Origin of the sequence: Bacillus sp. MYb56 (genome assembly GCF_002976445.1) — a bacterium.
Classification (GTDB): Bacteria; Bacillota; Bacilli; order Bacillales; family Bacillaceae_G; genus Bacillus_A; species Bacillus_A mycoides.
Map to the genome: position 1 here is coordinate 78,408 of NZ_PCOH01000002.1, position 21,547 is coordinate 99,954.

28 protein-coding genes and 1 pseudogene are annotated in these 21,547 nt (G+C 34.0%); 8 read left to right on the plus strand and 21 right to left on the minus strand.

Annotation, left to right across the window (positions count from 1 at the left end):
* Positions 1 to 100 precede the first annotated feature (100 nt).
* Positions 101 to 1,060, minus strand: a complete 960-nt coding sequence (locus tag CQ058_RS02805; protein WP_002065832.1) for a helix-turn-helix domain-containing protein — start codon at positions 1,058 to 1,060, stop codon at positions 101 to 103.
* A 136-nt stretch (positions 1,061 to 1,196) separates the two neighbouring features.
* Between CQ058_RS02805 and CQ058_RS02810 the strand changes: the two genes are divergently transcribed.
* Both CQ058_RS02810 and CQ058_RS02815 read left to right on the plus strand, forming a co-directional pair.
* Complete coding sequence (locus CQ058_RS02810) at positions 1,197 to 2,042, plus strand: oxidoreductase (protein WP_002189825.1); 846 nt, start codon at positions 1,197 to 1,199, stop codon at positions 2,040 to 2,042.
* A gap of 40 nt (positions 2,043 to 2,082) precedes the next feature.
* Positions 2,083 to 2,592 carry a GrpB family protein gene (locus tag CQ058_RS02815; RefSeq protein ID WP_002189826.1) on the plus strand — a complete coding sequence of 170 codons (510 nt, stop codon included), beginning with the start codon at positions 2,083 to 2,085 and terminating at the stop codon, positions 2,590 to 2,592.
* Positions 2,593 to 2,700: 108 nt separating this feature from the next.
* Here the strand turns inward: CQ058_RS02815 and CQ058_RS02820 are convergent, their stop codons facing one another.
* From CQ058_RS02820 to CQ058_RS02840, 5 genes and pseudogenes are all read right to left on the minus strand, one after another.
* On the minus strand, positions 2,701 to 3,084 hold the full coding sequence (locus CQ058_RS02820) for a DUF4181 domain-containing protein (RefSeq protein ID WP_002142055.1): 384 nt from the start codon (positions 3,082 to 3,084) through the stop codon (positions 2,701 to 2,703).
* A gap of 165 nt (positions 3,085 to 3,249) precedes the next feature.
* Positions 3,250 to 3,567 (minus strand): DUF4181 domain-containing protein, encoded by a 318-nt coding sequence (locus CQ058_RS02825; RefSeq protein ID WP_002013042.1) that lies wholly within the window; start codon positions 3,565 to 3,567, stop codon positions 3,250 to 3,252.
* Between the two features lie 63 nt (positions 3,568 to 3,630).
* Positions 3,631 to 4,456 (minus strand): annotated as a pseudogene (locus CQ058_RS02830) (PP2C family serine/threonine-protein phosphatase).
* A complete protein-coding gene (locus tag CQ058_RS02835) occupies positions 4,440 to 4,931 on the minus strand; it encodes an HIT family protein (protein ID WP_002032677.1) in 492 nt (163 codons plus the stop codon). Before CQ058_RS02835 ends, CQ058_RS02830 begins: the two are co-directional and overlap by 17 nt.
* Before the next feature lie 104 nt (positions 4,932 to 5,035).
* Positions 5,036 to 5,209, minus strand: coding sequence for a glycine zipper domain-containing protein (locus CQ058_RS02840; RefSeq protein ID WP_002085128.1), 174 nt, complete (start codon positions 5,207 to 5,209; stop codon positions 5,036 to 5,038).
* 215 nt (positions 5,210 to 5,424) lie between these two features.
* Here CQ058_RS02840 and CQ058_RS31430 point away from each other — a divergent pair, with 215 nt between their 5' ends.
* The gene (locus tag CQ058_RS31430; protein WP_142396325.1) at positions 5,425 to 5,661 is read left to right on the plus strand and encodes a hypothetical protein; all 237 of its coding nucleotides are present in this window, start codon (positions 5,425 to 5,427) and stop codon (positions 5,659 to 5,661) included.
* A gap of 47 nt (positions 5,662 to 5,708) precedes the next feature.
* On the opposite strand, the gene CQ058_RS02850 is transcribed toward CQ058_RS31430, so the two are convergent.
* On the minus strand, positions 5,709 to 6,545 hold the full coding sequence (locus tag CQ058_RS02850; RefSeq protein ID WP_002127727.1) for an ABC transporter permease: 837 nt from the start codon (positions 6,543 to 6,545) through the stop codon (positions 5,709 to 5,711).
* Positions 6,538 to 7,743, minus strand: a complete 1,206-nt coding sequence (locus CQ058_RS02855; RefSeq protein ID WP_002013036.1) for a quaternary amine ABC transporter ATP-binding protein — start codon at positions 7,741 to 7,743, stop codon at positions 6,538 to 6,540. The genes CQ058_RS02850 and CQ058_RS02855 overlap by 8 nt, the downstream gene beginning before the upstream one ends.
* Positions 7,744 to 7,916: 173 nt before the next feature.
* Here CQ058_RS02855 and CQ058_RS02860 point away from each other — a divergent pair, with 173 nt between their 5' ends.
* On the plus strand, positions 7,917 to 8,774 hold the full coding sequence (locus CQ058_RS02860; protein ID WP_002189830.1) for a glycine betaine ABC transporter substrate-binding protein: 858 nt from the start codon (positions 7,917 to 7,919) through the stop codon (positions 8,772 to 8,774).
* Positions 8,775 to 8,827: 53 nt separating this feature from the next.
* Here the strand turns inward: CQ058_RS02860 and clpP are convergent, their stop codons facing one another.
* Together clpP and CQ058_RS02870 are read right to left on the minus strand one after the other, a co-directional pair.
* Positions 8,828 to 9,409, minus strand: a complete 582-nt coding sequence (gene clpP, locus CQ058_RS02865) for an ATP-dependent Clp endopeptidase proteolytic subunit ClpP (protein WP_002189832.1) — start codon at positions 9,407 to 9,409, stop codon at positions 8,828 to 8,830.
* 20 nt (positions 9,410 to 9,429) lie between these two features.
* Positions 9,430 to 10,116, minus strand: coding sequence for an RNA polymerase subunit sigma-70 (locus CQ058_RS02870; protein ID WP_002127730.1), 687 nt, complete (start codon positions 10,114 to 10,116; stop codon positions 9,430 to 9,432).
* Positions 10,117 to 10,259: 143 nt separating this feature from the next.
* On the opposite strand from CQ058_RS02870, the gene CQ058_RS02875 reads away from it, so the two are divergent.
* The 3 genes from CQ058_RS02875 to CQ058_RS02885 all read left to right on the plus strand — a co-directional run bounded on the left by CQ058_RS02875 (position 10,260) and on the right by CQ058_RS02885 (position 11,787).
* The gene (locus CQ058_RS02875; RefSeq protein ID WP_002189833.1) at positions 10,260 to 10,580 is read left to right on the plus strand and encodes a 2Fe-2S iron-sulfur cluster-binding protein; all 321 of its coding nucleotides are present in this window, start codon (positions 10,260 to 10,262) and stop codon (positions 10,578 to 10,580) included.
* A 4-nt stretch (positions 10,581 to 10,584) separates the two neighbouring features.
* Positions 10,585 to 11,247: a ribose 5-phosphate isomerase A gene (rpiA, locus tag CQ058_RS02880; RefSeq protein ID WP_002136714.1), complete on the plus strand. Its 663-nt coding sequence runs from the start codon at positions 10,585 to 10,587 to the stop codon at positions 11,245 to 11,247.
* Between the two features lie 105 nt (positions 11,248 to 11,352).
* Positions 11,353 to 11,787, plus strand: coding sequence for a GNAT family N-acetyltransferase (locus CQ058_RS02885; RefSeq protein ID WP_002189834.1), 435 nt, complete (start codon positions 11,353 to 11,355; stop codon positions 11,785 to 11,787).
* A 212-nt stretch (positions 11,788 to 11,999) separates the two neighbouring features.
* On the opposite strand, the gene CQ058_RS02890 is transcribed toward CQ058_RS02885, so the two are convergent.
* From CQ058_RS02890 to CQ058_RS02930, 9 genes are all read right to left on the minus strand, one after another.
* On the minus strand, positions 12,000 to 13,367 hold the full coding sequence (locus tag CQ058_RS02890; protein ID WP_002189836.1) for a lytic polysaccharide monooxygenase: 1,368 nt from the start codon (positions 13,365 to 13,367) through the stop codon (positions 12,000 to 12,002).
* 438 nt (positions 13,368 to 13,805) lie between these two features.
* On the minus strand, positions 13,806 to 14,366 hold the full coding sequence (locus CQ058_RS02895) for a phosphatase (RefSeq protein ID WP_105589502.1): 561 nt from the start codon (positions 14,364 to 14,366) through the stop codon (positions 13,806 to 13,808).
* Positions 14,367 to 14,442: 76 nt separating this feature from the next.
* Positions 14,443 to 15,639: a macrolide family glycosyltransferase gene (locus CQ058_RS02900; RefSeq protein ID WP_002189837.1), complete on the minus strand. Its 1,197-nt coding sequence runs from the start codon at positions 15,637 to 15,639 to the stop codon at positions 14,443 to 14,445.
* A 92-nt stretch (positions 15,640 to 15,731) separates the two neighbouring features.
* Positions 15,732 to 16,409 carry a formylglycine-generating enzyme family protein gene (locus CQ058_RS02905; RefSeq protein WP_002189838.1) on the minus strand — a complete coding sequence of 226 codons (678 nt, stop codon included), beginning with the start codon at positions 16,407 to 16,409 and terminating at the stop codon, positions 15,732 to 15,734.
* A gap of 59 nt (positions 16,410 to 16,468) precedes the next feature.
* Complete coding sequence (locus CQ058_RS02910) at positions 16,469 to 16,975, minus strand: DNA topology modulation protein (protein WP_105589445.1); 507 nt, start codon at positions 16,973 to 16,975, stop codon at positions 16,469 to 16,471.
* 21 nt (positions 16,976 to 16,996) lie between these two features.
* Positions 16,997 to 17,383, minus strand: coding sequence for a ribosomal maturation YjgA family protein (locus CQ058_RS02915; RefSeq protein ID WP_002189841.1), 387 nt, complete (start codon positions 17,381 to 17,383; stop codon positions 16,997 to 16,999).
* Positions 17,384 to 17,475: 92 nt separating this feature from the next.
* Positions 17,476 to 17,829, minus strand: a complete 354-nt coding sequence (locus CQ058_RS02920) for an MmcQ/YjbR family DNA-binding protein (RefSeq protein WP_000994618.1) — start codon at positions 17,827 to 17,829, stop codon at positions 17,476 to 17,478.
* A gap of 15 nt (positions 17,830 to 17,844) precedes the next feature.
* The gene (locus CQ058_RS02925; protein ID WP_002189843.1) at positions 17,845 to 18,249 is read right to left on the minus strand and encodes a GNAT family N-acetyltransferase; all 405 of its coding nucleotides are present in this window, start codon (positions 18,247 to 18,249) and stop codon (positions 17,845 to 17,847) included.
* 33 nt (positions 18,250 to 18,282) lie between these two features.
* Positions 18,283 to 18,699: a GNAT family N-acetyltransferase gene (locus CQ058_RS02930; protein ID WP_002189844.1), complete on the minus strand. Its 417-nt coding sequence runs from the start codon at positions 18,697 to 18,699 to the stop codon at positions 18,283 to 18,285.
* 369 nt (positions 18,700 to 19,068) lie between these two features.
* Between CQ058_RS02930 and CQ058_RS02935 the strand changes: the two genes are divergently transcribed.
* On the plus strand, positions 19,069 to 19,854 hold the full coding sequence (locus tag CQ058_RS02935; RefSeq protein ID WP_105589447.1) for a hypothetical protein: 786 nt from the start codon (positions 19,069 to 19,071) through the stop codon (positions 19,852 to 19,854).
* A gap of 218 nt (positions 19,855 to 20,072) precedes the next feature.
* Here CQ058_RS02935 and CQ058_RS02940 read toward each other — a convergent pair whose 3' ends face one another.
* Together CQ058_RS02940 and CQ058_RS02945 are read right to left on the minus strand one after the other, a co-directional pair.
* Entirely contained in the window at positions 20,073 to 20,858 is a 786-nt protein-coding gene (locus CQ058_RS02940) for a serine hydrolase (RefSeq protein WP_002189850.1), read from the minus strand.
* A 164-nt stretch (positions 20,859 to 21,022) separates the two neighbouring features.
* Complete coding sequence (locus CQ058_RS02945) at positions 21,023 to 21,535, minus strand: GNAT family N-acetyltransferase (protein ID WP_002189852.1); 513 nt, start codon at positions 21,533 to 21,535, stop codon at positions 21,023 to 21,025.
* Positions 21,536 to 21,547 lie beyond the last annotated feature (12 nt).

Here is a 21,547-nt window from a genome sequence, read left to right on the forward strand (position 1 = left end):
TTTCCAATTGGATGTTGTTTGTAATTATAATGACCATTACAAAAAGCAACTACCAAATGACGGAGGAATTTACGGTATAGCGGATTATTCCTGTTTTACGTTAATAAATACGTAAAAATTCTGATGGATTCATTCCATACTTTTTACGAAATAACTCTGAAAAATGACTGACATTATTGTATCCAACTGCAAATGCCGTTTCGGTCACATTACTATTTCCCGAACGCAGTAAATCTATCGCATGCTCCATACGCTTTTCTCGTAAATATGCAAATGTGGACATCCCAAATAATTCTTTAAACCCAATTTTTAATTTATAATCATTTAACTCTACTATTTTAGCTAATTCTAATAATGATGGGGGTGATTCCATTCGTTGAAGTAAAATTTCTTCAGCCTGTTTTATTTTATTCAAATCCTGTTTTGATAATTGACTCCTTTTATTTGCGTCACAATCATTAAGCAACACTCTCCCCAAATGTATAGAAAGCAATTCGAGCGCTTTACTTTCTAATTCTAGTTGACTAATACGATCCTTTTGGGGATGCTCTATCATTCTCTTAATAAGATTAGATGTTATAGAATCAATTGGATTTTGAAACTTTTTAAAAGATTGATTTCCTAATATAGAATGAAAATCAAGACTTTTTTCAATAGCATTATTCATCATGAAATGATTAAACAATTGTACAGGAATCCCAATCGCTAATGAATATAGAGGCGTTTCTTTTTCATATTCAAATACTACATCAAAATCATTCATAAAATATAAATAGCTATTTCCAGTCATTAATTCATACGAAGAATGACCAACTTGCACTCCTCCGAACCCTTGTAAACAAAAATTAAGCTCCACCATTGCTGCATCAGATGCAAACTGGATGCGATGGTTATTATGAAATTGATAATTTGATAACACAATTTCCATACCTGAAAATGAAGTCCATCTTCGTATTTCACCCATACCTATTGTTTTTGGAACATTCATATGTCTTTCCTCTACAACTTGTAAACCATAAAAATATTTATGAAAAATATCATGAAAACCGTTAGTCTCCATGAAACCCACACTCCTTTTATGTAAAAACCAAAATTTAATTGATAATTATTTTCAATTATATCAAATATCTTTATACAATAAATAGATTTTCTCTTTATAACTCGTTATGATAAAAGAAAAAGAAAGCGAGCGAACAATGAATAAAAAAATCGCGATTATTACAGGAGCATCAAGTGGATTCGGACTTTTAACGGCACTTGAACTTGCAAAAAAAGACTATTTTGTCATTTCTACAATGCGCAATCTTGAGAAACAAATAGACTTAATATCTCAAGCTACTAAACTCGACTTACAACAAAATATAAAAGTTCAACAATTAGATGTAACAGATCAAGGTTCTATACATAACTTCCAATTATTTTTAAACGAAATAAACAGAATAGACATTCTCATAAATAATGCAGGATATGCAAATGGGGGCTTTATCGAAGAAATCCCAGTGGAGGACTACCGTAAACAATTTGAAACAAATCTTTTTGGAGCTATATCCATCACGCAACTTGTCTTACCATATATGAGAAAGCAGAAAAGCGGAAAAATCATTAATATAAGCAGTATTAGCGGGAAAGTAGGATTCCCTGGTCTATCTCCTTACGTTTCTTCAAAATATGCATTAGAAGGCTGGAGTGAATCCCTTCGCTTAGAAGTAAAGCCTTTCGGAATAGACGTTGCCTTACTTGAACCTGGTTCTTATAACACGAACATATGGGAAGTTGGTAAACAATTAGCTGAAAACCAATCTGATACAACCTCTCCTTACAAAGAATATATGGATAAAATACAAAAGCACATAAACAATGGCAACGATACACTTGGTAATCCGATGGATGTTGCAAATAAAATCGTAGAAATTGCTGAAGCAAGGCGTACTACATTACGATACCCAATTGGGAAAGGTGTAAAATTTATGATCTTTGCGAAGAAGGTTCTTCCTTGGAGATTGTGGGAGTTTCTTGTATTGAGGAGTTTTAAGAAGATGTAAGTAACTTTATTGAAAAAATATGTAAGGGGGTGCTAATTAAATGCTAGGTTTACCCTATGGTAAAGTGTTTTTAGTTCCGTGGTCCGAAGAGTGGGAATTTGAGTTTTCAAAAGAAAAACAATTAATTGAGGAACACATTGGAAAATATATTTTAGCGATACACCATATTGGAAGTACTTCCATCCCGCATTTAAGCGCAAAACCTATTATTGATATTGCGATGGAATTAAGAGATTCCAAAAGTGGTCTAAAATGTATTACGAACCTAGAACAATTAAATTATAAATATAGAAAAGATGTATTACCCGAAAGGTATTATTTCAATAAAGGTGAGCCAAGAACTCATCAAATTCATATGTATGAACAAGGGAATCCATATTTAATAGAACAATTAAAATTCAGAGATTGCTTAATAGACAATAAAACTTCTCGTATGCAGTATGAACAGTTAAAGATTCAACTTTCAACAGCTAACCCTAATGATAAGCATAAATATGCAGAGGATAAAACAAATTTCATTAAATCCATATTGGCTAAAATAAATGATTAAATTGCGAAGACCGAACTTCGTACACATAATAAGAAACCATTCATGTATAGATGAATGGTTTCTTATTAATTAGTTATCTCATTATTTGTACCATCAATAATCATTTTATTATGCAGCAGGTGGAACGAAGTAAAATAGCATCGAAGTCATAAAAATAAATGCAAATAATCCAATTATCGAAAAAATATATTCTTTCGATTCTCTATCATACTTCCATTCCATCCATGTCCTTAGGATCCACGTAACCCCTAAATAAGTGAAAATGATAAACCAAATATTAGTGCTTTCGAATTTAAAGATGTAAATAAAACTAATTATTAAATAAACAAAAAGCAGTCCTATTTCCAATTTTTTATGTAAGCTATTTACATATTTATTATATCCCCAAAACCCGCTCTTTGGCATATTCAATTTTTTTCTTAAAAATCGATCCAAAAAGTAGCCCGCTATACAAAACACAAAAATTATAATCCAAAATGTATAGGTTCTCAATATCATTCCTCCTATTACTTCATTGAATTGTTTAAAATAAAGTGGACTATATTAACGGTTATTGAACGAGTATTCTTGAATGATCTTCATTAAAAATGATCGATTCTGCACGTAAGAAAGGGTTTTTCATTTCTTCTCTCCCTCTTCCTTTAAATTTATACTATATTAAAGGAAGAAATATAGTATGAACCCTGTTATTATTAATGCTACAACTCCTAATAATGAAATCAAAAACTCCCGCGATTCCTTATCATATTTCCACTCCATATATGATTGAAATCCATATAACGTAATAAAAAATAAAAGAGGTACATAGCCCATATATATACGATTTGGAAGAAAAGTGCTTATAGCAATAACAACTATATAAGAGGAAATGATAATTCTATTTCCCCACTTATGTGTATCATTCACATATTGGTTATTCCATCCTTTTTGTTTCGGTATATTTAACTGTCTTCTCGCTATTCTTTCAAAAACCAATAAAGATAGCACCCATAAAATTAATAAGGATATTTTTGTAACGGACAGAAAACCCTCTCCTTTTTATTTTTTTACTTTAATTTTCTCCGGCTGATCACTCGGATACGTAGCATTTGTTTTGTTTTCTAGGTCCCAACTAATAATGGTCGCACTATCTCGTCCTAATTGATGATGAACGTGTTCTAAAACATTGTGAACATGTTCTTTAAGCTCTACATTATTTCCATTCATATCATTATAAAGATTTAATGGAGTTTCATAACGGCGTTCCCCGCATTCTAATACCCCATACAATTCGATTCTTTCCAGTACGTAATTCACGAATTCCTGATGAATAGCAAGGAACGGGTAAATCAAATGTGTTTACATTTCCAATCCATTCGTAAAAGTGGCGTTGATTCAATGTATATTGTCCTAATTTATGTAATTCATCATGAAATACATAAACTAAGCAATCACCTATGGAAAGCCACCATATGTAATTTTCTTTTCTTACGCATATTAAGCAAGCAGTTTCACCTTTTACCCTTTCGCACTTTTCTTTAAATGAGCGGGATTGAAATATCGTAAGTATATAATTTTCAACAGATCGAAATACGGTTTCAATTGATTCTTTCATAATCACTTCTATATTTTCATATTCTTTTTGGATTGTATTTACTACTAATTCAACACTTTCTGTACTATTATGTCCGTCTAATATAACGGCGAATTCCCAATCACCATTCGACAAAACTAATGCACCGTCTTCATTCTTTTTTGCTCCGGCACTTATATTCCCGCCGTATTTACCAAGTACGATATCACCATATTGCTTTACTGAAACTTCGTCTAAACACATTTCCCTACTTCCAACCCATGAATATTGTGTATTATTTGTTGTATGCATACTCATTCACCATATACTTTCGTATTCTTTCGCATAGTTTTTTAATTTTCTCTGAATCTTCATGTGGTGCACCAGTCCAATTTGCTACTTCAGTCGGTGACCAAAACTCTTTTGGTGTATTTGGATAACGCGGAATAATGTGCATATGCAAATGTGGTACACCATTACCTGAAACGAAACTGTAAATATGTTCTGCACCTTTGCTTTCTTTAAGCGCTTTACTTACTCTACTTGTTATCAGTCCGAATGCCTTTGCCTCATCTTCAGTTAATTCAGCGAGACCAGGTACATGTCTCTTTATATCAATCATTACATAACCAAGATATGTTTCTTCTGCATCCCAATGGACATGTCCAACGTAAATGAGTTCATCTTCGTAAATAGCTCCACCTGGAACTGTAATGTTCCCTTTATGTTTTTCACAAATGAAGCAGTTTTGTTCTGCTTGATTGTTTATTGGCATATCCATCACCATCCTTTGCATATATAATATCATAAAAAAAGGAAAAATAGGTTTTATATTCCGAAAATTCAATCTCTTGAAATGAGAATTTTCACATTAAAATAATTTACAACTCATTATTTCTTCAAAAGCGTAATCCCCATTCCAACTGCAATCCCAATCGCTATTCCGATTGCTATATTATCATTAAATACACCAGGAATTACACCGATTACAACACCTATAGCGACACCAATTGTCATAGCATCATTTCTTTTTTTATTATTAGCCAAAATAGCATCTCCTCTCATAATTTCTCCCCATATAATATCCATTTACATGAACGTTGCTGTCTCCTAATATATTTGCTATTCCGCTTGAAAATTTCCAGAAAATGTACTTTATTACTTTTCCATTCCCCCTACATAATCCTCTTCGTTTGAAAGAATTTTTAAGTCACCATTACATATACATAGGCATTTACTATAAGAAAGATCAGTAATTTATTGAAGGAGGAACGATTCAAATGTATCCTCATTGGAATCCAAATATAAATCAACAATATGCTTCCCCCCCCCATCCAGTAAGGAATACACTGCATTATGATTCGCAATACATGATGCAGCGTATCGCAAGCCTTGAAAGCCAATTAGCTAAATTAATCTCATTAATCAAAGAAAATAATCAATTAATAAAATCAATGGAACAACAGCAAAACCAAGTTTGTGCACCAGCTGGAGGTTCTGTTATTGTTCGGATGTAATTCGAATTCAAAAAACACACTTTGTAGTATAAAGTGTGTTTTTTGAATTATTTTCTTTTTGTATAAAACCCTTGCGTAATTCGGTCTAATATAATCGCAATCACGACGATAGCAAGTCCAGCTTCAAATCCCATTCCGATATTTACTTGTGTTACAGAACGATATACATCGACGCCAAGTCCTGGCGCTCCTACAAGTGAAGCTGTTACAACCATTGATAACGAAAGCATAATACTTTGATTCACGCCAGCCATGATCGTTCCGGTTGCGAGCGGTAATTGTACTTTAAATAATTTTTGTGATGCGGTAGAGCCAAACGCATTCGCAGCTTCAATTAAATCTTCTGGAACTTGTCTAATTCCTAAGTCTGTAAATCTGATTGTCGGTGGCATAGCAAAAATAACGGAAGCAATAATGCCTGGTACGACGCCTACTCCAAAAAATGTTATCGCGGGAATGAGATAGACGAATGCCGGCATTGTTTGCATAAAATCTAATGTCGGTTTTAAAAATTTTGAGAAACGTTCATTTTGAGATGCTAAAATGCCAATGGGAATTCCGATAATAATTGAAATAATAACTGACGTAAGTACGAGCGCTAATGTTTGCATCGTTTGTGCCCAGTAGTTAATATTTAAAATAAATAATAATCCGATGAGCGTAAAAATGACTAAAGATAATTTCCTCGTTGTGTACCAAATGAGGAAACATAAGATGATAATCATCACTATGGCTGGTATTATTGTTAAAAAATTAGTGAGTAAATCAACAAATCCACCGATAATATAGGAGAATCCTCGGAACAAGCCTTCAAAGTGCTCATATAAACTTGCAACAAATGAATCGACCCATTCGCCTAATGGAATGCGCGGAATATTATTCATCGTCTTTCACCTCTTCCTCAATGTTACCTGCAAGAGCTTGAATGACACTTTCACGTTTAATAATTCCTCTCAACCTTTTCTTTTCATCAATTACGGGTAATGGATATTTCATCTCCGCCATTTTTGCATACGTTTCTTCCAGTAATGTATCTAGATAAACGTGTGGAATATCGTTAAGTAATAAATCAGCAATTGGCCATTGTTTTTTCATTGCTTTACTTGCATCATCCGCTGTTAAAATACCTAAAAACTCATACTTTTTGTTCACAACATATACCGTAGAAACACCTGCATTTCTCATAATTTGCAGAGCTACACGCGGCCCACGATCGATTAATAACGTTTCTGGTCTTTTTAAAATAGATTCTGCCGTAATTACTTTTCCTAAATTCACATCCGCCACGAATTTCTCTACAAATTCATTTGCAGGGCTCATCATAATTTCTTCCGGTGTTCCAATTTGGACAATTTCTCCATCTTTCATTAATGCGATACGATCACCAATTCGAAGAGCTTCATCTAAATCATGTGTAATAAAAATAATTGTTTTTTCCATTTTATCTTGTAACTCTAACAATTCATCTTGCATTTCTTTTCGAATTAGTGGATCTAATGCACTAAATGACTCGTCCATTAGTAATACATCTGGATTATTCGTTAGTGCCCTTGCAATTCCAACACGCTGCTGCATACCACCACTAAGTTGACTAGGGTAATTATCTTTATGATGATCGAGTCCTACTAACTGTAGCGATTCTAACGCCTTATTTTCTCGTTCCTCTACTGGAACTCCTTGAATTTCTAACCCGTACGCAACGTTTTGTATTACCGTACGATGTGGAAATAAAGCAAACTTCTGAAAAACCATACTCATTTTCGTCCTTCTTACTCTTCGCAATTCTTCTTTTCCCATCGTTGCGATGTCTTCACCATCTATGTATATATGCCCGGCTGTCGGTTTGATTAATTGATTTAGCATTCGAACTAGCGTTGATTTCCCACTACCAGACAAACCCATAATAACGAAAATTTCTCCAGTGTATACTTCAAACGTTGCCTTTTTCACACCAACGTTCATTCCTGTCTCCTTTAAAATTTCCGATTTGCTTTTTCCTTCTTTTAATAAGGTAAGCGCTCGTTGCGGATGTTTCCCAAAGACTTTTGTTACATTTTCAACACGTACCTTTGTATTATCCATGTCACTACTCCTTTTCTACCCATCTATTTACATAGTGTTGCGATTTTACAGAGAAATATTACATAAAAATGACATATATAAGATTTCTTTAAAAATTCTTGTTTCCGTTCATAATAAGAAGGTTCACTTATAGATTAATTTATAAAAAGCAAAAGCTTCACAGGAGGTTTTGAATGCGAAAAAAAATATGGATTATAAGTCTGTTACTATTTATTAGTATGATTTTCACTTCTTGTAATGCAACAAATGCAAATTCGAAAGGAAAAATTAAACTTGGTGTAACAAGTTGGAAAGAAAATATCGCAACCGCAAATATGTGGAAAGTTTTATTAGAAGAAAAAGGCTATAAAGTTGAACTCATGTATTTAGAAAAAGCTGCGATATGGACTGGCGTCGCACGTGGTGATGTTGATGCGAATCTAGAAGTATGGCTTCCTGTTACGGATAAACCATTAAATGCCCGTTACAAAGATGACTTCGTCTTAAAATCAAAATGGTATGAAGGTACTGGGCTTGGTTTAGTCGTCCCTTCTTATGTGAAAAACGTTAACAGTATTGAAGATTTAAATGCACATAAAGATGAGCTAGATAATAAAATTGTTGGGATTGAACCTGGTAGTAGCCTAATGAATTTAACGAATAAAGCAATGAAGGCATATGATATAAAATTAAAACTTGTCCAATCTTCAGAAGCTGCGATGATGAGCGAACTCAAGAAGGCATATACGAAAAAGAAACCAATCGCTGTTACGCTTTGGAATCCACATTGGGGCTTTTCAGAATTTGACTTAAAATATTTAAAAGACCCTAAGAAAGTATATGGTGAAAAAGATGACATTTATTACTCCGTTCGTAAAGGTTTCGAAAAAGATCATCCTGATATCGTGAAATACTTTGATCAATGGAAAATGAACGATGAACAGCTTGGTACGTTAATGGTCATGTTAAATAAAACGAAAGATCCAGAAGAAGCTGCTCGAAAATGGATAAAAAAGAATCAAGCTTTAGTTGATGAATGGATAAAAGAATAAAGAATGACAAAAACAGGCTAGAGAATTTAGTATATTCTCTAGCCTGTTTTATGTTATTTTTTCTCAATAACTGCATCGACAATTCCATATTCCTTCGCTTCTTCTGCCGTCATAAAATAATCTCTTTCTGTATCATGTGCTACTTTTTCAACTGGTTTCCCTGTTCGATCAGATATGATTTTGTTAATATCATGTTTTAACTTTAATATTCTTTTTGCTGTAATTTCAATCTCCGTCGCTTGCCCTTTTACACCGCCAAGCGGTTGATGAATCATGATTTCACTATTAGGGAGCGCAAATCTTTTTCCCTTTGCGCCAGCTAATAGTAAAAGCGCACCAAACGATGCCGCAAAGCCCATACAAAGTGTTTGCACATCTGGTTTAATAAGGTTCATCGTATCTAATATTGCAAATCCCGCTGTCGTTGAACCACCCGGACTATTGATATACAGGAATATATCTTTTTCTGCATCTTCCGCTTCTAAAAACAATAATTGTGCTACTACACTGCTTGCAACTTGATCGTTAATTTCTGAACCAATCATAATAATTCGGTCTTTTAATAATCTTGAATATATATCATAGGAGCGTTCTCCTAATTTCGTTTGTTCTATTACGTAAGGAATTACACTCATTATAAATCCCTCCATCTGTTTTATGCCGCATTAAGCATACAACTGTAAGAAGAAGATTGTTTCATACTGAAGAATAACACTGGTTGTATTGATGGTAACTTAGTGAAATCTATTGTTGGGAGAAGTTTCGTCAACAATTCAGGTCTTTCTTCTCGAATAGAAGTTACAACGATTTCAACATCATCCGTGTACTCGACTATTTCAATGCCTTCTTCATTTACAGTTTTCAGCCTATTTCTACTCCTAAATAAAGATGCTTTCACTGCCCCTTCTGATACAGAGCATATTTTTGCAATATCCGCGATACTATATTGAAAAACATCCTTCAATAATAAAATTACGGATTGTTGCACATTTAACGAAGACAATACTTTCCCTACCATTTCATGCAAATCTGCAATTTTTCCATGTGGTTCTTCAAATGTATTTTGCTGTTCTAACTTTTCTTGAACGGATTTTGATTTCATTTGATCTAACCATTGATTTCGAGCAATTTTATACAGAAGCGTTATACAAATTTCCTTCTCACTATACTTTTGAAGAACTTTGCAAATTGCTTCTTGGGCAAGGTCTTCCCCATCCCATTTGTTTTTCGTCAAAAACGTACAGTATCTTTTTACCTCTGCATAATGTGTAATTAAAAAATTTATATTTGAATGATTCATATCGATATGATCCTTTAAAACCTGAGTTACTTTTGTGCACAAAATAACCACTCCTTTTCAGCGCTTACTTAATAAACGATTGAACAAATAAAAAAGTTACGGGGCTTATAATTAATTTTATGTTTATGTTCATGAATACGGGTCATAAATATGTTATATAGCATTTTACATGAGGAGGAATCAATTTGCCAAAATTAACAGTGGAAGGTACCGGAACTTTCGATATTAAAGAAGGAACGAAATTAGTCTTAGCACTTGAAGATAACGGTGTACACATTCTTCATCGTTGCGGTGGCAAAGCAAGATGTACAACTTGTAGAGTTGAAGTCATTGCAGGTGATTTTTGTGAGGCGACAAATGATGAAAAACAAGCTATTACGGAAAAAGGAATTGAAGACCACTTACGATTATCGTGCCAAATGCGTGTACATAAAGATATTACCGTTCGCCCTATACTTACAGTTGAAAATTCCGGTTTAGATGCTGGATCACGCCCGGCGGAGTAAAATGATGAATTTAAAACAGCTTGCAGGCGAATATGCTGCTGGCTTTGTAAGAGATGGTATGACGATTGGACTTGGTACGGGTTCAACCGTATATTGGACGATACAAAAATTAGGTCACCGTGTACAAGAAGGGTTATCTATTCAAGCTGCACCGACATCAAAAGAAACTGAAGTATTAGCAAAACAATTATCTATTCCGCTAATCTCTTTAAATGAAATTGATATACTTGATCTCACAATTGATGGAGCAGATGAAATCAATAATGATTTACAATTAATAAAAGGTGGTGGTGGTGCATTACTTCGCGAAAAGATTGTTGCCACCTCCTCTAAAGAACTTATTATTATTGCAGATGAATCCAAACTCGTTTCACATTTAGGTACCTTTCCACTTCCTATTGAAATCATCCCCTTCTCTTGGAAGCAAACTGAAAAGAGAATTCAATCTTTAGGATGCGAAACGCGTTTACGTATGAAAGATGGCGGACCATTTATAACTGATAACGGCAATTTAATTATTGATTGTATTTTTCCAAACAAAATATTGAATCCAAATGATACACATACAGAGTTAAAGATGATTACCGGTGTAGTTGAAACAGGATTATTTATCAATATGACGAGCAAAGCGATCATCGGAACAAAAAACGGTATAAAAGAATATTAAGCATTTTAAAGGCTGACTTTTGCAAGTCAGTTTTTTCTTTTATAGCATTACAGTATGATATACTATGAAAACACATTCATATCACACTAGAAAGGGCTGAACAATTTGCAATCCAAACTTATAACAGAACTTACAGATTTAGAAACTGCCTTTCACATTCGAAAAGAAGTCTTTGTAAAAGAACAAGGTGTCCCTCTTGAAGATGAATTCGATACATATGACCAAATTGGCGAGGCATGCAAACATATATTAGTTTATTATAATGAACTTCCTGTAGGAACTGGCCGTATACGATTCGTTGACGGAATGGGTAAACTAGAAAGAATTTGTATTTTAAAAGACTATCGCAAATACGGATTAGGCAAAGTAATCATTCAAAAGTTAGAAGAGATTGCTCGTAACAAAGAAGCAAACAAAGTTAAACTACACGGTCAAACACAAGCTGAAGGGTTTTATGAAAAATTAGGCTATCAAACTTCTTCCGACGTATTTATGGAAGATGGAATTCCACATATTCTTATGACGAAAGTGTTATCATAATAGAAAGGTTACTATATGATTCTACATTATGTATTCGTATAGTAACCTTTCTGTAGCTTATTCGTTTGAAAGTCTCTTTGATGAATATTCTAGATTAATACAAAAAGACGACGCTGAATACGTCGTCTTTTTTATAAGCAGAAAAGTTAACTCTCAAACTTCCTTTTTTTGCATCAAAGCCCATCATCTTTCATTTCATTTTGAGGTAAAGCTTACACTGTTTTCCATAAGGATAAAGCAAAAATCCAGTTTGGATCCCCATGTCCTTCATAATTCTGGACTGCTTCATACACTTTTCCCTCGTGTAAAACTCTATCTTCCTTTTTATATGCTTTCTTTGCATCCCACGCTTCATATGAAGCGCTTTCAGTTTTTGTAGTAATTGTGAACGTATCACTTTGTACGGATTCATTTCCAACTACATCCACTGCTTTCACTGCATATTTATAAGTAGTATTAGCGAGTAAATTTTTATCCATATAAGAAGTCGTATTGGATGTTGCAATTTTTTTCATTGTTCCTTCTATTTCTCTATAAATATCGTAATAGTCTACTCCAACGTTATCATCAGATGGGCTCCACATTAGATCCACACTTGACGCTGTTGTTCCCATGCTATGTAATCCTTTTGGTTGTGTTGGTGCTTCTGTATCAGGAGCTTCAACTGTTGTTTTCACTGTAAGCGCTGTACTTTCTTTCGATACATTGCCAGCTGCGTCAATTGCTTTTACAGTATAAGTGTATTCTGTGCTTGGTTGTAATTTCTTATCAATAAAATAAGTGCCTGGTACTGTGTCAATCATCTCTCCGTTACGGAAGATTTGGTACCCTTTTACTCCTACATTATCCGTAGAAACGTTCCATGTTAGTTCTATACTATTTGCTGTTACTTTTTGCGCCTGAATTCCATTTGGAATACTTGGCGCTTCTGTGTCTGGTTTCACATTATTGATGAGATTCACATCAATTACATTATAGAACGCATTTGCTGTATCAGCTACATCCCATACAGCTAAAATCACATGATATCCACTACGGTCAGTAGGTACATTGATTTTATGAGTTAAATTATTTGAAGCTGCAGAACCATCATGTTGTACAGTGCCAATTGGCTCAAAGTCTGCTCTTGTTAGTGCTTTATTTGGATTCCATCCTTTTTTTGTAATATAGTAGTGCCATTTGCTTGTTAAGTGAGGTGCTGTATACTTCCAAGTAAATGTATTTTCCCCACCAGTGATTGTATTTTTAAACCAACGATTTGCTGTTTGTTGATCTAAAATACCGCCAAATTTTCCACCTGCAGAAGCGATTTGCCCATCAACTGGGCCACCTTGTGGGAATCCTTTTGGAGCTTCTAAACTTTGTGGTTCATACATAACACTTCCGCAGTTTACATTTAGAGAACCATAAGTTGGACTACATAAAGCGGAACGGCTACCAGGCTTTTCAACAAAGCCGTGCGCGTATGCATTTTGAGGAATAAGTGTCGTGCTGATAATTCCAGCTGTTAATGCAACAGCTCCTATACTTTTTTTGTTCATTTTCAAGTTTTGTAGTTGTTTTAAAAATCGATTATTCATGTTCCTGTCCCCTTCTTGTTATACTTCGTAGTGTAATGTGGGCTTTGATGTAAAAGAATAACAAGAGTCAATCTTATTTCGTGTATGCGTAAATATGCATACACCGTCGTAAAGAAACATTTCATTTCTTGTGAAATATTTCACTTATGGAATATATCATGACATAGAAATCACCTAAATGCGTGCAGAAGTTGTGCAGAAACAGTGAAATTACTACTAACACGTAAAACTACATCCTAAATTTATAAAGTAAAAGTGAGCAATAGAAATTGTAGTACTTGTAATGAAAAATTTTAGGTATATATATGGATGAATTGCACCAAGTCGTCTTGAAACCCTTCATCGTTAACTTAAAACGCATGGCAATGTGAGATCACATTATTTTAAAACAACGTGCCATCTCCATTTTCCATATATCTTTCTATCAATACTTTGAAATTACTTATCACTTGTAAACATTTCCGAATCCGTCAATATAGTTTCATAAAATTTATCATATTCTTCACTGTATTGAAGTTTTAACTTTTCTATTAAACTTGTATCTGGTGAAACAATGTCAATAACGTCTGTACTTATATACAATAAATAAGTATCGTTATAAAAAGAAATATACGCTTGCTGACCACCATTAACGACATACTTGCAATACTTATATACTTCATCTTCATGTACACCTTTAATCGTAGTAAATATGATTGTAATTTCAAGATCATCAACGTCTACTTTCGTTTCTGTCCAATTCTTAATCTTCATGAACCTTCCAATTTTTGTTTTCTCATTTATTCTCTTACTTTTACCATATGTTATGTAACCGGAAATAAATGAAACATCAATCGTATCAGGACTTTTAAAAAGTTCAGTCAAAATCCCTCTTAATCCTCTCAAATTACCCTCAAATAATTCTATATCGAATCTAATTCTATTTTTCGCCTCCACTTGAAAAAATGGTGTAGCTGTCATATCAGCAAAATTTACATCTAGTATTTTCATTCTTTCCATTTCATCAATTCCTCGCTTCATATAACATAAAAGTGTCTATATCATTTAATATAGACACCCTTTCACATGTATAGTTTTAATAACGGCCTGTAAATTTAAAAATTTCATCAACAGCTTGCTTATACCCACCTGATTTTCGGAGAGACTCCTTCAAATTCAAAGCAGCTTCTTTACATGACGGATTATTTAATACTATTTCTACACTTTCACTTAGTTGATCCGCAGTTAATCCTTGCATTTGCAATTTAACTCCTGCCCCGAGACTCTCCACTTGCTTTGCGATTACTGGCTGATCTGCACTTTGCGGAATTACAACGAGTGGAACACCGTTATATACCCCTTCATGCGTACTGTTCATACCGCCGTGTGTAATAAATAGTTTCGTATATTTGAGAAGTTCAGTTTGTGGTACATAGTTTTTCACAATGAAGTTTTTAGGGATATTACCTAAATCACTTATTTCCGTTTTGTTGCCAATAGACATAACAATTGTATGCTTACTATTCTCGAACGCCTTCATACAAAGTTTATAAAAATCAAGCGCTTCATTAAAAACAGTACCTAATGAAATGTAAATCAGGCTTTTTTCTTCAATTGAAGTGTAATCAAAACCTTCATTTTTCACTTGTGTAGAGATAGATGGACCCACAAATTTGAATGTTTCATTAAATGTATCCCCAAAAGGTTGGAACTCCTTAATTGTATACATAATAGTAAGTGAAGCTGGATTACAGAAAACTTCATACGGTGAGTTTATATTAACACCATATTTTTCTGTAATTCCATTAGTTAAGTTTTCAAAATCATTATGTATTCTATCCTGAACTTCCAGTGGGATATTTTTAGAAAGATGGTCTAACATTTGTTTAAATGATTTTTCATCTTGTGCAAAAGATGTGCATGAATTTATGGCTGGAAGATTAAGAATTTGGGCAATTAAGCGACCACAGCCAAACATCGAATCATGAATAATATAATCAAAATGTTCACCTTCAATTTGTTCTAGAACACTAGGTATTACAATATCAGCTGTATGTAGAAGGCCGTTTATTCTTTCCTGTAAATAATTTCGACCACCGGAAAGAAATGCTTTTATAAATTTTTCATCATCAATCGTTCGTACAGTAGCACCTGTCTTCTCAATACGCTCCCTGAAAGCCTCTATTGAAAAATAAACTACCTCTTCACCGCGAGAAATCAGTTCTTCTACAACATGTAATGTTGGATTTATATGTCCTTCTGATCCAGCGTTAATGAATAAAACACGTGCCATTCAAAACACTCCTTAAATTTTAAAATTTCTATGTTGTAAAGAGTATGGATACTTTCCATACTCTTTACGGAGTTATATGTATCATTTTCCTGCTAAATTGACCTAGCAAGCCTAAAACCGAGATCATCTATATGAAATGTAGGATGACTACGACGGCGACAAGTAGCACCGCACCCTCTCGCTTCTTCAGCCCAGCTACCGCCTCGGAAAATCCGGTACGATCCATATACCTTTTCATCATACAAATCATAACACCATTCCCAAACGTTCCCTAACATATCGTATACTCCCCATGCATTCGGTTCTTTTTTACCGACCTCATGAATTTTCCCATCCGAGTTTTTATTATACCAAGCTATCTTATCAAGTTCTCCATATGTATACCCAGTAGTCCCTGCTTTACATGCATATTGCCACTCTGCCTCATAAGGTAATCGGTATCCGTTGGACTCTACATTACAACTAACCTTTTGACCGCCATCACTAATAGAATAATATTCTTTTAATCCCGCTTTTTTTGAAAGTAAATTACAAAATATAATCACATCATTCCAAGAAGTATTAACAACGGGTTTATGATTGCCTAGAAAAGAATTTGATGATTCATTTATAACAGTATAATATAATTCCATCGTTACAGTATATTGTGCAAGAAGAAACGGCTTAATTTGGGCCTTCCATTCTCTTTTAATTCGATCGTCTCTTAAAACTATCTCCCCTGCTGGGATTTTTACCATATAAGAATCAATCAAGCGAATTATTTCATTCAATATTATTCCTCCATTCAAAATGGAACATAATTTAATGTTTTTAATGCACCAATTTATACTTACTGCACTTCCTTTATGAATCGTTGAACCTCATTTGGTGTTTTTAAAATAATAATTCTTTTATCCTTATTGAATTGATCGATTCTTTTTAAAATTGAAGGTCTTTTCGACTTAAGATATTTCCATATCCATTTGAAAAATTGCAAGTCAAATCTTTCTTCACATCCAGCCCCCATATCCGGTCTTGTTTTATTCCGATATTGCACAATTCTTTTAAAAGCACGATAAACACATATTGTTCTATGAATATCAAGGAAGATAATTGTATCAGCTGCGTTAATTCTTATGTCCATTGTCCCGCCATAATTCCCATCAATAATCCACTTTTCCCCTTTAACTAATTCATTTTGAACCGTTCTTTGCTCCTCTTTCGGTACACCCTCCCAATTTGGTTTCCAAAATAGTGCATCAAGATGATGCACCTTAATATTTAATTTATTCCCTAACTGTTTTGCTAATGTAGATTTTCCTGAACCACCAGAACCTATTAATATTATTTTTTTCATAAATACCCCTTTTTACATCTATTATTTCTTCCGTAGCATAAACTCACCAAGCATTCCTACTCCAACACCAATTGTGTAAGCCACTAAATCACTCCATAAAAATCCGTAACCTAATACGAGTCCACCTAAAGTCGTTGCTCGAATGCTATCTATCCATTCCGCATGGTACAATTGGCTAATTTCAATCCCATAGCAAAATATTAAACTAATAAAAGCTAATTTCTTCGTTTCTATTTTAGGAAACAAAAATCCGAATCCAACGAAAATCATTAATGCCCATAAAGCATCACCTAAGTAATCATTTAATAAATCTGGTAACGCAAAAGCAAACTTTCTTGAACTAAGACCTAACATAATAACAACTATAGTAAACACCGCATATAGTAATCTATTTCGTTTCGTATTCATTTCAAAATCCCCTAATATATAATGTAAAACTGCAAATAGCTAGTAAAATATAATCATTTTACTAGCTATTTATAGTCGAATTCACTTTGTATTTAATCCAATAACTCTTGCTGCTTTTTCTTTGAAAATGATTGTAATACTAAATCATACGACCAATCTATCATTTTATTAATTTGTTCTTGTCCTACATCCTTATGTATGTACACTGTATTCCAATGCTTTTTATTCATATGATATCCAGGAATTATTGTTTCTGGGTAATCTTCTCTTATTCGTAAAGAAAGTTCTGGATCACATTTTAATGTAATCGCAGCTTTTTCACCTTCTTCATGATTCACTATCGCAAATATTTTATTATTTAACCTCATACATGTTGCACTCCAGCCATCTGGAGAATCTTCTGTCGCTTTTCTTTTCGATAAACAATATGCTCTTGTTGCATTCATTCTAATTGGCACCTCTTATTCTTTCACTATTTGATTACGATGCATCACAATTTGCTTCGTCGCTTTAAATTGCTGTTCACCATAGAACTTTATTAGTTTCTCTCCGCAAAATAGACTAACAATATCAATATGGGATACCTCTTGAAGTAACATTGTAAGCATCTTCTCACCAATTCCCTTGTTTCTTACACTCTCATGTACGACAACATCTTCAATATACGCCCGAAAAACACCGTCAGTAACAACTCTAGCAAATCCAATTAATTCGTTTTCTTCCCATACTCCAATTGCTATACTATTCTTTAACATTTTTTGAATATCGACTTCTTTTCTTTCTGGCCACCAACCTACAGAATCGTAAAGTTTCTTTATTTTTTCTACACAGATTGGTTGTTCATGTTGTAATCTATACGTGTACATTTTTTCTCCCCTCAACCAGTATACATAATATTATTATAATCTCTTTTCTAAAAAGTGTTGACTATGCCCTTTAGGATGATCTTCAACAACACCATATTCTCGGTATCCGTGCTTTTTATAAAAATCTGGTGCTTGGAAACTAAATGAATCTAGTAAAATAAGTCTACATCCTTTTTCCATCGCAATTCCTTCTATTTTATGTAACAATTGACTACCATAACCATCATGACGAACAGATTCATCAACCCATAAAAAATCTATATGAAGATGATAAAAATACATCGTTCCTGTTACCCCGCCAAAGATTTTTCCTTCCTCATCTTTCACTACGAAACTTACTTGTTCCATTGGCTGTTTTACTTCATCTGTTAAAATAGACATGTTATATTGAATTACTTTATTTTTTATGTATTCTCCTTCAGTACGAGTACCGTTTTCTATATGTTTCATATATAATTCTTCCTTTCAATTCTTATAATATTTACATATTTTCATTGTATCATTTCAATAGATTAATCAATACAAATCTACCATTTGAAACAAAACATAAAAAACTAATTTATCCCGGCATTGATACATGCCCCGTTGTTGCATAACTTCTGACGATAAAGCTAGTAATTAATAATAAAATAGATGGTCAAAAAATAAGTGCCGTTTGGAGTAAAGCCATGTTCCTTATATATTATAGAATGGGTTTATATTTGTGTCATAAGGGCTTATGCTTATTTTTATTTTTAAAGGCTTTTTCCTTATACTTGCGTGTTAGCTAATTCATAAGCTATAGAGTGTAAGTGGGTGAATGATAAGGATGGTGTAAAAATGAGTAAATTTAATAAGAAATTTCATATTCCATGCGAATGTTTTGGTCCCCCTTTACCTCCACCTGAAATTGGTCCAACGGGTCCAACAGGACCGACAGGACCAACAGGACCAACAGGACCAACAGGACCGACAGGACCAACAGGAGCAACAGGACCGTCAGGAGGACCGTCAGGACCGTCAGGACCGACAGGACCAACAGGAGCAACAGGAGCAACAGGACCAACTGCAGTAGCGTGTTGCCCATGTACTAATGTTCTTGACAATCCTGGATTTGACGAACCACCATTAGTAACCGATCCAGTTCCTGGTTGGAATCAAATTGGGGATGTTGAAGAAGTAGGTGTTCCAAATGCTCATAGTGGTCGTATTCTTTCAAATGGGGCACTTAGTCTCTTAGCTGCGTCAATTGGACCAGGTGGAAGTATTAATCAATTGGTTGATGTTGACGAAGGTTGTTGTTTTACGTTTTCTTTTGCTGCGGATGTAAGGGATAATGCACTTCTTATAGCTTCTGTATCTTTTCCAGAACTGGGGCAGGGATGTCCTCCTCTTGCTACAAATCTTGGACCATTAAATATTCCACATATTATACCAGTTATGAATCAACCGCAATCTCTTTTCCAACATTATACTCTTGTTGTGTGTATACCTCCTGGTGTGACTACAGCATGTGTTGCTTTCCAAAATATTGCTACAGGTGGGCAAGGCGCAACAGCTTTTGTTGACAATGTTGTATTTCAGCCGACTGGTGGACCTTGTACTTCATGTTCACAAAATTTCTAATGTATTGAAGTACTTGAATCTTTTCGTTTTGCTGGCGGATCACAAAACCATTAAGGAGAGCCTTTGTGCTCTCTTTTTATGTTAGAAATCACCAGACACTCCCATATGCTGAGCGCATTCCTTTATAGTCCCGATACATATGGGCGATTCACTTTTGTAAACGGTATACTCCTTTAGGTGCACTATTCCCCTCCCTGCTATTAAAATAACGTTTTTATTCAATTATCGGTTACAACGTTTGTTTGACTTGTCATCTTATATTCTTTATATAAGCACTTCAAAGCTTCTAGAATTGTTTCATCAACCTCTTTATTATCAAATCGATTAGGTAAATCTCTTCCCCCAATTACATAAAGAAACGGAAATTCATGAAACATCCCTATTATACCAATATTTATTGTAGCGGTGGATAAACCACCTGTCACATGCGCTAAATGATAATACGGTATTCCTTCATAATCACCTTGTTGCCTTACAATTCCATTTATAATTGATTCCCATAATTCTGGTTCTGCTTTATACCCTTGAAAAATATGTACTAAAAGTGAAAGAACTTGATTTAACTCTCCGACATTTTGCTCATCTCTAGGGTTTTCCTGTATATGAATCTTTGAAAAGTACGTTAAAACATTTTCTCTGACAGTTTCCCATCCTCCGCAGTGCATTACAACCGAGTGAGCAATATAACTGTCGTGGCAAGCTATCATTACTTCAACCGCTTTACTAAGTGTTAATGTAGTTCTTCCTTGTAAATGAGGATATAACTGCACACTATCCTCATTTGGATTAAACTTAATGTGATGAAGTGTATCATTCCAATTAATTTGTTTGTCCTTTACCATCTTTGCTACTGCAAATCCAATTGCAACTTTTGCTGCTGATGCTAAAGGAACATAAAGTTCATTATTATAAGAAGCAATTATGTTTTCATATTTTGTAGAGTAAACAATTACTCCAACTTGACCAGATTGTATTTCTTTAATTTTCCCAATGACATCCTGCATATTCATCCCTCTTTTTATATCGTTTTATCATCTTCTCAAAATTCGATATAGAATATAAGAATCCTTTTTTGTTAAATGATAATCATGAATACAATAAGAAAAAGGTAGTATGAAATTTCTTCACACTACCTTTTAAAATTAATTATTACGCATAACGAATACATCTATTCTTCGATAGGATTTCCAGGTCCGTTAAGCTCCAATTGATAAAAAGCTAAATCTAGCCATCGATTGAACTTATAACCGGCTTTTATTATTGTTCCTGCATGAACAAATCCATAGTTTTGATGCAGGGCAATACTTTTCTCATTTTCTGCGTCAATTCCAGCAATTAAGGTCATATATTCTCTTTTCTGTGCAATAGCTATTAGTTCTTTCATTAAAGACTTCCCAATTCCATTTTTTCTATATTCCTTATCAACGTATATAGAATGTTCAATTGAATATTTATAGGCAGGCCATGCTCTAAATGGACCAAATGTCGCAAATCCTACTACTTTATTATCTAGCTCGTAGACTAAAATTGGATAGCCATCAGCCTTTTTTTGTTCATACCAATCTATTCTATTTTCAAGGGTTACAGGTTTGTACGCATATACAGCTGTTGTATAAAGTATTGCATCATTATAAATATCTAAAATATATGCTACATCTCTTTTAGTTGCTTCCCTGATCATCGTTTTCTTCCT

Coding starts and splice junctions, on each gene's coding strand:
- CQ058_RS02920 (WP_000994618.1), bottom strand. CDS start 17,829: ATGAATGCAACAAGAGCATATTGTTTATCGAAAAGAAAAGCGACAGAA.
- CQ058_RS02805 (WP_002065832.1), bottom strand. CDS start 1,060: ATGGAGACTAACGGTTTTCATGATATTTTTCATAAATATTTTTATGGT.
- CQ058_RS02925 (WP_002189843.1), bottom strand. CDS start 18,249: ATGTACACGTATAGATTACAACATGAACAACCAATCTGTGTAGAAAAA.
- CQ058_RS02895 (WP_105589502.1), bottom strand. CDS start 14,366: ATGGAAAGAATGAAAATACTAGATGTAAATTTTGCTGATATGACAGCT.
- CQ058_RS02900 (WP_002189837.1), bottom strand. CDS start 15,639: ATGGCACGTGTTTTATTCATTAACGCTGGATCAGAAGGACATATAAAT.
- CQ058_RS02855 (WP_002013036.1), bottom strand. CDS start 7,743: ATGGATAATACAAAGGTACGTGTTGAAAATGTAACAAAAGTCTTTGGG.
- CQ058_RS02850 (WP_002127727.1), bottom strand. CDS start 6,545: ATGAATAATATTCCGCGCATTCCATTAGGCGAATGGGTCGATTCATTT.
- CQ058_RS02835 (WP_002032677.1), bottom strand. CDS start 4,931: ATGGTGATGGATATGCCAATAAACAATCAAGCAGAACAAAACTGCTTC.
- CQ058_RS02915 (WP_002189841.1), bottom strand. CDS start 17,383: ATGAATACGAAACGAAATAGATTACTATATGCGGTGTTTACTATAGTT.
- CQ058_RS02935 (WP_105589447.1), top strand. CDS start 19,069: ATGAGTAAATTTAATAAGAAATTTCATATTCCATGCGAATGTTTTGGT.
- CQ058_RS02815 (WP_002189826.1), top strand. CDS start 2,083: ATGCTAGGTTTACCCTATGGTAAAGTGTTTTTAGTTCCGTGGTCCGAA.
- CQ058_RS02930 (WP_002189844.1), bottom strand. CDS start 18,699: ATGAAACATATAGAAAACGGTACTCGTACTGAAGGAGAATACATAAAA.
- CQ058_RS02860 (WP_002189830.1), top strand. CDS start 7,917: ATGCGAAAAAAAATATGGATTATAAGTCTGTTACTATTTATTAGTATG.
- CQ058_RS02890 (WP_002189836.1), bottom strand. CDS start 13,367: ATGAATAATCGATTTTTAAAACAACTACAAAACTTGAAAATGAACAAA.
- rpiA (WP_002136714.1), top strand. CDS start 10,585: ATGAATTTAAAACAGCTTGCAGGCGAATATGCTGCTGGCTTTGTAAGA.
- CQ058_RS02840 (WP_002085128.1), bottom strand. CDS start 5,209: ATGAGAGGAGATGCTATTTTGGCTAATAATAAAAAAAGAAATGATGCT.
- CQ058_RS31430 (WP_142396325.1), top strand. CDS start 5,425: ATGTATCCTCATTGGAATCCAAATATAAATCAACAATATGCTTCCCCC.
- CQ058_RS02910 (WP_105589445.1), bottom strand. CDS start 16,975: ATGAAAAAAATAATATTAATAGGTTCTGGTGGTTCAGGAAAATCTACA.
- clpP (WP_002189832.1), bottom strand. CDS start 9,409: ATGAGTGTAATTCCTTACGTAATAGAACAAACGAAATTAGGAGAACGC.
- CQ058_RS02945 (WP_002189852.1), bottom strand. CDS start 21,535: ATGATCAGGGAAGCAACTAAAAGAGATGTAGCATATATTTTAGATATT.
- CQ058_RS02810 (WP_002189825.1), top strand. CDS start 1,197: ATGAATAAAAAAATCGCGATTATTACAGGAGCATCAAGTGGATTCGGA.
- CQ058_RS02940 (WP_002189850.1), bottom strand. CDS start 20,858: ATGCAGGATGTCATTGGGAAAATTAAAGAAATACAATCTGGTCAAGTT.